Genomic DNA, 10369 nt, shown 5'->3' with positions numbered 1-10369 from the left:
GCCGGCGTGGTCGGCGCGGCCGGGGCGGAGGAACCGGCGGTGGCGGCCTGCGCGGCCGGGGCGGTCGCGAGCGCGGCGGCCGTGGCGCCTATCGCGGTGACCAGGGTGCGCCGACTGACGGCGGGTCGGGGGTTCGGCATGGGAGTCCTGTCCAGAAGTGTGGTGATGGTCCGTAAATGTATCCACATGATCATTTCAGATCATCGGATCACGGACGATCAGTGCCCGAAGGGGCACCCACCCGGCCCGGGACGCGCCGTCCGACCGCTACCCGAGCAGCCGCAGCGCCGCCTCCGCACGCGGGCCCACCGGGGCCTCGGCGCGGGCGAGTTCGCCGAGGTACAGACAGACGTCCGCGCGCGCCGAGCGGGCACCCGGCACCGCGAGGAACGCCGCCACCAGGGCGTCCGGGGCGGCGTCCGCGGCGACCAGACCGTGCAGGAACTTGCGCACCCCCGGCTCGAACTGGTCCCCCGGATCCTCGTACGGGGACTCCAGGAACGCGTCCCAGACCGCGGCCGACGCCGACCGACCCTCCGTCAGCAGGCGCAGCACCGCCACCTCCACCAGCACCGTCGAGCTCGCCGCGGCCGCCTCCGGCACCTCGTCCAGCAGCGCCCGGGCCGCCTCGAACCGGCCGTCGTGCCGGTACGCCGCGGCGAGCGCGCAGCGCACCGCGACGTCCGCCGGATCGCCGTCGAGCACCGCGACCAGATCGGCGACCGCCTCCGCCGGGCGCCCGGCCTGCCGGTACGCCTGGCCGCGTTCGGCGAGCGCCCAGGCGTACTCCGGGTTCCGGGCGACGGCCGCGGTCAGGTCGGCGATCGCCTCCGCCACCTGACCCGCCTGCCGCCGGGCCTGCCCGCGGGAGCCGAGCGCCCAGGCGTCGTCCGGCTCCAGCACCAGCGCGGCGCTCAGGTCGGCGATCGCCTCCTCCAGATCACCGGCCAGCCGGTGCGCCTCGCCCCGCAGCGCCAGCGCCCAGGCGTACTCGGGGTCGATCACCAGGACGGCCGTGAGGTCGGCGATCGCGTCGTCCAGCCGGCCCAGCTGCCGGTACGCCTGACCGCGCGCCCGCAGCGCCCACACGTCCGAGGGGTCGAGCGCGAGCGCGGCGCTCAGGTCGGCGATCGCCTCCGCCGGGCGGCCCGCCTGCCGGTGCGCCTCGCCCCGCTCGGCCAGCGCCCACGCGTACTCGGGGTCGAGGTCCAGCGCCGCCGTGAGGTCCTCGACCGCCTCGTCCAGCCGCCCAGCCTGCCGGTGCGCCTCGCCGCGCTCGCCGACCGCCCACGCGTACTCGGGATTGAGCGCCAGCGCGGCGGTGAAGTCCGCGACCGCCTCGTCCAGCCGGCCCGCCTGCCGGTGCGCCTGCGCCCGCGAGCCCAGCGCCCAGGCGTGCTCGGGATTGAGCGCCACGGCGGCCGTGAAGTCGGCCACCGCCTCGTCCGGGCGACCCGCCATCCGGTGCGCCTCGCCGCGTTCGGCGAGCGCCCAGGCGTTCTCCGGACCGAGCGCGAGCGACGCGGTCAGGTCGGCGACCGCCTCGTCCAGCCGGCCCGCCTGCCGGTAGGCCTGGCCCCGGGAACTCAGCGCCCAGGCGTCCGCCGGGTCCAGCGCCAGCGCGGCGGTGAAGTCCGCGACCGCCTCCGCCAGCCGGCCCGCCATCCGGTGCGCCTCGCCGCGCTGGGTGAGCGCCCACGCGTAGTCGGGGTCGAGCAGGATCGCGGCGGTCAGGTCGGCGACGGCCTCCTCCAGCCGGCCGGCCAGCCGGTGCGCCTGGCCGCGCGAACCGAGCGCCCACGCGTCCTCCGGATCCAGTGCGAGGGCGGCGGTGAAGTCGGCCATCGCCTCCTCGGCCAGCCCCGCGAGCTGGCGGGCCTCGCCGCGCCGGGAGAGCGCCCAGGCGTACTCCGGGTCGAGCGCGAGGGCGGCGGTGAAGTCGGCCAGGGCCTGCTCGTGCCGGCCGTGCCAGTTCAGCACCCGGCCCCGGTAGGCGAGCGCCTGCGGCAGGTCGGCGGCGATCGCCACGGCCTGGTCGAGGTCGGCGAGCGCCTCGTCGTCGCGGTCCTCGACGAAGTGCTGGTAGCCGCGGTGGGTGAGCGCCCAGGCCCGGACCCGGGCGGGCAGACCGGGGCCGGCCAGCACACCGAGCGTCTCCAGCGCGGGCTGCTCGCCGCCGGCGGCCGCGTGCACGCGGCGGGCCCAGCGGGTCAGCTCGGCGTCGTCGCTGTCCTGCGCGGCCTGGTTGAGCATCTCCGCCCACGCGACCAGCGCGTCGGGCGCGTCCCCGGCGGTCCGGGCGGTGTGCTCCAGGGCCGGCGCCAGGTGGGCCAGCGGGTCCGCGCAGAGCAGGTGGTAGGTCTCGTTCAGCAGGTGCCGGCGCCACCGCGGGTCCCCGCCGCGCCGGGCCGCGGGCAGGTACCGCTCGACGGCCGCCCGCGCGGCGGCGTGGTTGGCGGCGAGCCGGCCGTGCGCGGCCGTCCACTCCCGGGGCGTGTGGATCCGGCGCCGGCGCAGCATGCTGGTCCGGACCACGGCGTGGTACTGCAGGAAGTCGCCGCGCCCGGTCACGAAGGGCTGGGCGGACAGCCAGTCCCAGGCGGCCGGTTCGGCCTCCGGGACGGCACAGGCGAACAGGTCCTGGTTCAGCTGCAGCGGGAGCGCCGCCGCCAGCACGGTCTCCCGGCGCTCGGGCTCGGGGATCCACTGCAGGAACCGCACCACCGCCTGGTCGACCATGTCCGCGCCGACGTCCGCGACCGCCTCGACCGCGCCCGGGTCGGCGTGCGCGAGCAGGGCCACCAGCAGCGGCAGGCGCATCGACATCCGCAGCACCGCGTCGACCACGGCGGGGTCGGTCACGCCCCGGCCGGCCAGCAGGTCACGGGCCTCCTGCTCGGTGAACACCTCCAGCGGCACGTCGACCAGCACCGGCCGCCACGGCGCCCACTCGCGTTCGGCCAGCTCGTCGCGGCCGGCCAGGACGAAGACCACCTCCAGCGGCAGCGGGCCGAAGGCGTCGTCGAGGATCTCCCGCAGCCAGCCGTCCAGGTGGCGGCCGGTCAGCTCCCAGGTGTCCAGGAACAGCACCACCCACGGCCGCCGCCCGGGCCCGGGCCCAGGTCCGTGCCCGTGCCCGGGCCCGTGCCCGTGTCCGCGGTCCCGGTCGCGGTCGCAGAGCCGGCCGAGCTCGGCGACGAAGGCCCGGCTGAGCGCCGACTCCTCGACGTCGCCGCCCCGTCGCCGCTGGCGCACCCCCGCGATCAGGCGCTCGGCGCCCTGCGCGACGGCGTCCGGGTTCGTCATGGCGGTGACCAGACCGGCCCCCGGCAGCACCGAGGCCGCGCCGAGCGCCGCCTGGGTCGCCAGCCGGGCCGGCAGCGAGGCCCCGTCCCCGCCGGGCGGCTGCTCCGGCTCGCGGTCCGCCGCGGCCTGCAGCGCCCGCCGGTACTGCTCCATCGCCTTGTCGAACTCCCGCAGCGGGCCCGCCTGTTCGGCCAGCTGCCGGGCCAGCGAGGTGAGCGCGGTGGCGACCCCGTGCACCTCGGTCTCGTCGACCAGGGCGGTCAGCGCCCCCGCCCGCCGCGCGGCCTCGCGCCATTGGGCGAGCAGCGTCGACTTGCCGACCCCGCCCACCCCGCGCACGTGGAACAGGAAGTCCGCCGCGTCCGCGCCGGTGTCCGGATCCGGGTCCCGGGCGAGGTTGTCCACGAAGAGCGCCACCTGCGCCCTGCGGCCGATGAACTGCGCACCGGCGCGCTGCCGCACCGCCTCCGCACGTGACAGACGCCTCCGTGCCTGTGCCATGCCACCCCCTGCCGCCCCACCCGGCGGGTCGCCGATCACCTGTCCGGTGCCGCCGGGGCCAGTGTCGTGAGGACGACCGTAGTGAATCGGCCCCGGAGTTGTCGTGGTTTCGGCCACCCACCGCCGGGGAAGCGGGCGTTGACGCCCCCGGGGGACGCGGAAATGCCGGGGTCCCGGGTGGGCGGACGGCAGTAGGGTGCGGCCATGAGACGAACACGGGGGATCGGTCTCGCACTGGCGGGCGCCGTCCTGGCGGCGGGTGCCGGGTACGGGGTCGGGGTGTGGACCGGGGAATCGGCGGAGCGGCCGTCGGGAGCGCTGACGGCGTCCTGCGAGGAGGCGCGGCGGGTGGCCGCCTCTCTCATGGCGGGCTGGTGGGAGCTGGAGGCGGACGACGCGCGGCGGATGCTCAGGGCCCGGGCGGCGGCCCTCGTGGTGCTCGACAACGCCGAGTGCTACCCGCTGGAGGCACGGGCCCACGCACAGGCGGCGGAGCGGCAGTTCGGGCAGAGCGGCCTTCCGGTGCCGGTCCAGGCGGCCGCGGGGATCTCGGTGTGCCGGGCGGTCGGCCGGGAGGAGTGCACGTCATAGCGGCCGTGCGGCCGGGCCCGTGCGGTCAGGCGGGGGCCGCGGTGTGCACAGTGGCGGTGGTCGTAGTGGTGGTCGCGGCCAGGGCGTCGGCGAAGGCGCGGACCGGAGCCGTGTCGTGTCCGGTGCGCCAGACCAGCCCCAGCGCCGAGTCGGGCAGGCCGGCCACCGGCAGGTGGACGACGTCCGCCCGCCGGTGGTCCTCGGCCGTGGGCCGGCAGAGCAGCATCGCGGCCTGCCCGCCGGCCACCAGTGACAGCCCCTCCTGGAGGGTGCGGACCTCCGGCCCGGCCGGTATCGGCCGACCACCGGGCGTCCGGTTCGGCGCCTGGCTCTGCCGCCAGTAGCCGGGCGCGGGCGGCGCGAGGGCGACCAGGGGAGTGCCGGCGAGCTGCTCCGCGTCCACCGAACCGGCCCCGGACCAGGGGTGACGCCGGGCCACCGCGAGGTACTGCGGCTGCCGGGAGAACACCGGCCCCAGACAGAGGCCCTCCTCGGCGACCGGCAGGAGCACGGCGGCGGTGTCCACCTCACCCCGGCGCACCGCGCCGAACGGGTCGGCCAGCGGCAGCTCGGTGATCTCGACGGCGCAGTCCGGCCGCTGCTGCCGGAACGCGTCGACGGCGGCCAGGAAACCGGCCCCGGCGCTGCCCTGGAAGCCGACCCGAAGCCGCCCGCGCAGACCGCCGGCGGCGGCCCGGGCGTGGTCGACCGCACCGCGCAACGCGGCGTAGGCGGGGCCGAGTTCGGCCAGGAACTCCGCCCCGGCGGGGGTCAGCCGGACCCGGCGGCTGGTGCGGTCGAGCAGCCGGGTGCCGAGCCGCCGCTCCAGCGACCGGACCAGCTGGCTGACCCGGCTCTGCGAGACGAGCAGCCGTTCGCCCGCCCGGCCGAAGTGGAGCTCCTCGCTGACGGCGAGGAAGCACTCCAGCTCGCGCAGGTCCAGGCCGGTCATGATGGGACTCCTCTCGATCCGGCCGGGGCCGGGGCGGAACGATTCGCCGGTGCGGTGCGGTGCGGTGCGGCGGGGTGCGGTGCGGGCCGGTCGACCGGTCGATCGATGAGCCCTCCTCATCGAAGCGTGAATCATCCGTCCTTGTTCCCACCTGCGCGGACGCGTTGGCTGGAGGGCATGTCAGAGCACCGCGTACGACCGCTTCCGCCGACCTCCCGAGCACCCTCGCCGTCCGTTCCTCCACCCGCCGCGTCCGCCGCGCTCGTTCGTCGGGGCGGCGGGTGGCCGGCCGTCCTGGCCGTGGCCGCCGCGACCTTCGCCGTCGTCACCTCCGAGATGCTGCCGGTCGCGCTGCTCACCCCGATCGGCGGGGCGCTGCACGTCAGCGAGGGCGCGGCCGGGCTGACCCTCACGGTGACCGGCCTGGTGGCCGCCGTCTCGGCGCCGCCGCTCACCGCCGCGCTCGGCCGGTGGGACCGCCGCCGGGTGCTGTGCGGGCTGCTGGTGCTGCTGGCGGCCGCCAATCTGCTGGCCGCCCGGGCCCCGCTGTTCGGGGTGCTGCTGGCGGCCCGGGTGCTGGTCGGACTGGCCATGGGCGGCGTCTGGTCGCTCGCGGCCGGAGTGGCGGCGCGGCTGGTCCCGCCCGCCGCGGCGGGACCGGCGACCGCGACCGTCTTCAGCGGCGTCGCGCTCGCCTCGGTGCTCGGCGTACCCGCCGGCGCCTTCCTCGGCCAATCGGTGGGCTGGCGGGCGGCGTTCGCGGCCCTCGGCGGCCTGGCGCTGCTGGTCGCCGCCGCGCTCGCGCTGCTGCTGCCCGCCCTGCCCGCCGAACGCGCGCTCGGCCTGGGCGGGGTGCTGAAGCTGGCGGCCGTACCCGGGGTGCGGACCGGACTGGTGGTGGTCGCGGTGCTGGTGACCGGCCACTTCGCCGCGTACACCTATGTGCGCCCGGTCCTGGAGACGGCCTCGGGCGCCTCGGCCGGGCAGGTCGGCGTGCTGCTGCTGGTCTACGGCGCCGGGGGGATCGCGGGCAACTTCGCGGCCGGCGCCGCCGTCGGCCGGGGCGTGCGCGCCACGACGGTGGTGATCGGGGCGGCCCTCGCGGCCACCGTCCTGGCGGTGCCCCTCCTCGCCACCGGGGTGCCGTCCGCGGCGGTCCTGCTCCTGCTCTGGGGCCTGGCCTACGGCGGCGTCTCGGTGACCGCCCAGACCTGGCTGACCCGGGCCGCCCCCGGCGCGACGGAGAGCGCGTCCTCGCTGTTCGTGGCCGTGTTCAACGCGGCCATCGCGCTGGGCGCGCTGACCGGCGGCGGGGTGGTGGACCGGTTCGGCCCGGCCGCCGTGCTGTGGCTGGGCGGCGCCGTGGTGGCCTTCGCCCCGCTGCTTGCCGCCTTCGGCCCCGGCCCTGGACCGGGACGGCGGTAGCGCCGCCACCCCCGTCGAGGAGGCGCTCGCCCGGACGCTCGCGGCGTACCGCGAGGCCTGAGCGCTGACGCCCCGGCCCGTGCTGGCCCGCTGTCGGCCAGGTCGGGGCGGCCGGGGCCGGACGGGCCACCCGGGTTCACCCCCAGGGCGGAACCTGTCACCCGTTCGCCCCGTTCGGGTTGCGAAAACGCCCGACTTTCCACGTTCGTGTGCAAACGTGTGTCCGCCCGATCCTCACCGGGTCGGCCATAGCCAGCTTCTGACCATCCATCAAGGAGAACCTGAGATGTCGGTTCGTGGAAAGCTCCGCAAGTTCGCCGTGATCGCCACCGTCGCCGCCGCGGCGGCCGTGATCGCGCCGACCGCCGCGGTGGCGCACGGTGGGGGCCACGAGGCCTCGCCCTCCACCTCGTCGGGCCTCCAGGCCGGCAACGCGGCGGTCGGCCTGATCGGCCCGCGCGCCAACTGGCTGCAGTGGTTCGACCGTTCCAACGGCTGATCCGCTCCATCCGGCGCCCCGGAGCCAACCGGCTCCGGGGCGCCGCCGTGTCCGGGCCCCGGGGGTGCGACCTCAGTCGGCGGTGGGCCAGTCCCAGCCGAGCTGGAGGAAGAGGCCGAGCCGGTCGGAGACGGCGCGCAGTTCGCTGATCCGGCCGGCGGAGATGGTGAGGACGAAGATCGCCTCGACCTCGAACGCGCGCCCGGTCGGTTCGGGCATGCGGGGGTGCGGGCCGGAGTGGACGCCGGTCTGGGTGATCCGGGCGACGACCCGATCGCCCTCGGCGATCAGCTCCTCGATCTCGGCGTGGTACGGGCTGAACGCGGCGAGCTGGGCGCCGATGGCGGCGAACGCGGCGCCGGGCTCGTCCGGTTCGCCGTGAATGATCTTGTTGTGGTCGACGATGCCGGCGGCGAGGTAGTCGGTGAGGTCGTCGAGGCGGCCCTCGTTGACGGCGGCGAAGAAACCGGTGACGAGCTGCTTGTTGAGGTCGGTGGTCATCCCCGACGCCCCCCTTACGTTGTAAGACTGTCGTTGCGGGATACTCTGGCTCTTACGGCGTAAGGGTGTCAAGGGGAGCGGAGACGCGGATGAGCACGACGGGCAAGCGGGTGGGTCTCACCCGGGCGAAGGTGCTGACGGTCGCGCTGGCCGTGGCGGACCGCGACGGGATCGAGAAGCTGTCGATGCGCCGGCTGGGCGCCGAACTCGGCGTCGAGGCGATGACGCTCTACCACTACCTGCCGAACAAGGCGGCCCTGCTGGACGGTCTGGTGGAACTGGTCGTGGCGGCCGTCCGCCCCGTCGGCGCGGAGGCCGGCCCCGCGGAGGCGGCCGACGGGCCCCCGTGGCGCGCGCTGCTGCGCCGCTTCGCGGTCGCGTTCCGCGCCGAACTACTGGCCCACCCGGGCGTGATCACCCTGGTGGCGACCCGGCCGGCCCGGTCGCCCGAGGCGCTGCGCGCCGTCGAGGACGTCGCCGCCGAGCTCGGGCGGGCCGGGATTCCTCCGGTCGCGGCCCTGCGGATCGTCAACGCCGTGGCCACGCTGGTGGTCGGACACTGCCTCGCCGAGGCCGCCGGCACCCCGGGCCACGGGGACCAGGACCCGGACGCCGAACCCCTCGATCTCGACGCCTTCCCGACCCTGGCCGCCGCCGTCGCCGGTGGTCTGGGCACCCCCGCCGACCACCAGGCGCGCTTCGACCTCGCGCTGGACGCCCTGTTGTCAGGTCTGTCCGCTCCGCCCGCCTGAGGGGCTGCCGCATCCGGCGGCGAGGCCGGCCCCGGCTGGGCCCGAAGGAGGACGCCGCGGAGTGTTTCGCCGTGTGCTGCCACGGCGGGCCGGAGCCGTCCGCGCATAGTGCGTCATGACCTACACCCGCTCCGGAACGCTGGCCGCCGCCGTCCTGACGGTCGCCGCCCTGACCGCCGTCGCCCTCCCGCCCGGCCCGCCGGCCGTCGCCGACATCCCACGGTCCACGCGCGCGTGCGTCCGCTCGGACCCCGCCGCCGACCCGCGGGCCGCCGAGGTGCTCGACATCGCCCGGCAGGTCCAGGCGGAACTCGACCTGAACTCCGTCGTCCTGCGGATCACCGTGGACGGCCGCGAACTCGTCACCGGCGCCATCGGCGAGTCGATGACCGACGTCCCCGCCGAACCGGACATGCACTTCCGGGCCGGTTCGGTGGCCTTCCCGTTCTTCGGCATCATCCTGCTCCAACTCGCCGAGGAGGGCCGGATCAGCCTGGACGATCCCGTCGCCCAGTGGCTGCCCGACCTGCCCCGCGCCGACGAGATCACCCTGCGGATGCTCGGCGACAGCACCTCCGGACTCGCCGACTACGTGACCGACCCGGGATTCCTGCGCGCGATCTACGCCGACCCGTTCCGGCACTGGACCCCGGAGGAACTCGTCGCGATCTCCACCGGCTACGACCTCTGGTACCGCCCCGGCAGCAACTGGAGCTATTCGCACGCCAACTTCGTCCTGCTCGGCGCCGCCCTGGAGAAGATCACCGGCACCCGCCTGGACCACCTGCTGCACCAGCGGATCTTCGACCCGCTCGCCCTGCGGGAGACCGCCAACGGCTTCACCCCGGACATCCCCACCCCCGTCCTGCACGCCTTCACCTCCTCGCGCGGCACGTACGAGGAGTCGACCTTCTGGAACCCCTCGTGGACCACGGCGCCCGGCGCCGTCCTGACCGCCGACATCTGCGACCTGGCCGCCTCCATCGAGGCCGTCGGCACCGGGCGGCTGCTCTCCCCGGAGTCCTTCCGTACCCAGTTGGACCCCGGTACCGTCGGCCTGCCCGGACCGGTACACGGCTGCCCGAAGGACGTCTGCCTCCCGCAGACCGAGGCCCAGCACTTCGGCCTCGGCGTCATCGTCCACGACGGCTGGATCCTGTCGAACCCGTCCTTCTACGGTTACGCCGCCGTCGAGGCCTACCAGCCGGACGCGCGCCTGGCCGTCGCCGTCGCCACCACCAAGGGCTGCGCCAGCCCCGACCGCAACACCGCGCAGGACGTGGCCGCCCGCATCGTCGCCCGGCTCGCCCCGGAGCATCCGCTGAGAGTTGAGTGAGGGTTACGTGAGGGTTGAGTGATGGTTCGGTGAGTGGCATGATTCCGGCCGGGCCTGTTGTGCACCTGTCGGCCGGTCACATCGGTTGCCACGACCGGTGGTTCCGCTGACCTCGCACACGCGTGTGCCCGCTCCCGCGCCATCCATCAGGAAGAGTGGAGAACAGTCATGAGTTCGCTTCCCCGTCGCATAGCCGCCGTCACCCTCACCGCGGCCGCCCTCCTCGGTGCCGCCGGCGCCGCCACCAGCGCGTCGGCCGCCACGGTCCAGTACTTCCGGGGCGGTGGCCCCAACCCGAGCGCCGCCGTCAACCGCGCGCTGTCCGCCGCCTACGCCGCGGGGTACACCGCCGACCAGTGCAACTCGGAGGTCGACCTGGTCGTGCCCGGGTACTGGCGGGTCGTCGTCACCTGCGTGCGCTGACCGCACACCCGGTAGCCCCGGTGGTCCGGCCCCTGACCGATCAGGGGCCGGGCCGGCCGGGCCCGCCGGTGTCGTGGGCGGGC

Annotated in this window: 9 protein-coding genes; 6 read left to right on the top strand and 3 right to left on the bottom strand. The window is 75.9% G+C overall.

What is annotated here, in order from left to right; genetic code table 11:
* Positions 1 to 267 precede the first annotated feature (267 nt).
* On the bottom strand, positions 268 to 3768 hold the full coding sequence (locus tag AB0N76_RS11430) for a tetratricopeptide repeat protein (RefSeq protein ID WP_363555673.1): 3501 nt from the start codon (positions 3766 to 3768) through the stop codon (positions 268 to 270).
* Positions 3769 to 4011: 243 nt separating this feature from the next.
* On the opposite strand from AB0N76_RS11430, the gene AB0N76_RS11425 reads away from it, so the two are divergent.
* Positions 4012 to 4398: a hypothetical protein gene (locus AB0N76_RS11425; protein WP_363555671.1), complete on the top strand. Its 387-nt coding sequence runs from the start codon at positions 4012 to 4014 to the stop codon at positions 4396 to 4398.
* A gap of 25 nt (positions 4399 to 4423) precedes the next feature.
* On the opposite strand, the gene AB0N76_RS11420 is transcribed toward AB0N76_RS11425, so the two are convergent.
* Positions 4424 to 5350, bottom strand: a complete 927-nt coding sequence (locus AB0N76_RS11420; protein ID WP_363555669.1) for a LysR family transcriptional regulator — start codon at positions 5348 to 5350, stop codon at positions 4424 to 4426.
* A gap of 300 nt (positions 5351 to 5650) precedes the next feature.
* Here AB0N76_RS11420 and AB0N76_RS11415 point away from each other — a divergent pair, with 300 nt between their 5' ends.
* Positions 5651 to 6775 (top strand): MFS transporter, encoded by a 1125-nt coding sequence (locus AB0N76_RS11415; protein WP_363555667.1) that lies wholly within the window; start codon positions 5651 to 5653, stop codon positions 6773 to 6775.
* Positions 6776 to 7061: 286 nt separating this feature from the next.
* On the top strand, positions 7062 to 7274 hold the full coding sequence (locus tag AB0N76_RS11410; protein WP_363555665.1) for a hypothetical protein: 213 nt from the start codon (positions 7062 to 7064) through the stop codon (positions 7272 to 7274).
* A gap of 72 nt (positions 7275 to 7346) precedes the next feature.
* Here the strand turns inward: AB0N76_RS11410 and AB0N76_RS11405 are convergent, their stop codons facing one another.
* Positions 7347 to 7775, bottom strand: a complete 429-nt coding sequence (locus tag AB0N76_RS11405; RefSeq protein WP_363555663.1) for an ester cyclase — start codon at positions 7773 to 7775, stop codon at positions 7347 to 7349.
* A gap of 89 nt (positions 7776 to 7864) precedes the next feature.
* On the opposite strand from AB0N76_RS11405, the gene AB0N76_RS11400 reads away from it, so the two are divergent.
* From AB0N76_RS11400 to AB0N76_RS11390, 3 genes are all read left to right on the top strand, one after another.
* Entirely contained in the window at positions 7865 to 8527 is a 663-nt protein-coding gene (locus tag AB0N76_RS11400) for a TetR/AcrR family transcriptional regulator (RefSeq protein ID WP_363555661.1), read from the top strand.
* Between the two features lie 115 nt (positions 8528 to 8642).
* Entirely contained in the window at positions 8643 to 9863 is a 1221-nt protein-coding gene (locus AB0N76_RS11395) for a serine hydrolase domain-containing protein (protein WP_363555659.1), read from the top strand.
* Positions 9864 to 10031: 168 nt separating this feature from the next.
* Positions 10032 to 10286, top strand: a complete 255-nt coding sequence (locus AB0N76_RS11390; protein ID WP_363555657.1) for a hypothetical protein — start codon at positions 10032 to 10034, stop codon at positions 10284 to 10286.
* Positions 10287 to 10369: the final 83 nt, after the last annotated feature.

The sequence above is a fragment of the Kitasatospora sp. NPDC093806 genome (assembly GCF_040683335.1).
In the GTDB taxonomy this organism is placed as follows: Bacteria; Actinomycetota; Actinomycetes; order Streptomycetales; family Streptomycetaceae; genus Kitasatospora.
The sequence above is the reverse complement of the archived record's forward strand: the minus strand, read 5'-3'. Positions and strand labels throughout refer to the sequence as shown.

What these genes read in the sequence shown, in the direction of transcription:
- AB0N76_RS11425 (WP_363555671.1), top strand. Translation starts at nt 4,012, where the DNA reads ATGAGACGAACACGGGGGATCGGTCTCGCACTGGCGGGCGCCGTCCTG.
- AB0N76_RS11420 (WP_363555669.1), bottom strand. Translation starts at nt 5,350, where the DNA reads ATGACCGGCCTGGACCTGCGCGAGCTGGAGTGCTTCCTCGCCGTCAGC.
- AB0N76_RS11410 (WP_363555665.1), top strand. Translation starts at nt 7,062, where the DNA reads ATGTCGGTTCGTGGAAAGCTCCGCAAGTTCGCCGTGATCGCCACCGTC.
- AB0N76_RS11405 (WP_363555663.1), bottom strand. Translation starts at nt 7,775, where the DNA reads ATGACCACCGACCTCAACAAGCAGCTCGTCACCGGTTTCTTCGCCGCC.
- AB0N76_RS11400 (WP_363555661.1), top strand. Translation starts at nt 7,865, where the DNA reads ATGAGCACGACGGGCAAGCGGGTGGGTCTCACCCGGGCGAAGGTGCTG.
- AB0N76_RS11395 (WP_363555659.1), top strand. Translation starts at nt 8,643, where the DNA reads ATGACCTACACCCGCTCCGGAACGCTGGCCGCCGCCGTCCTGACGGTC.
- AB0N76_RS11390 (WP_363555657.1), top strand. Translation starts at nt 10,032, where the DNA reads ATGAGTTCGCTTCCCCGTCGCATAGCCGCCGTCACCCTCACCGCGGCC.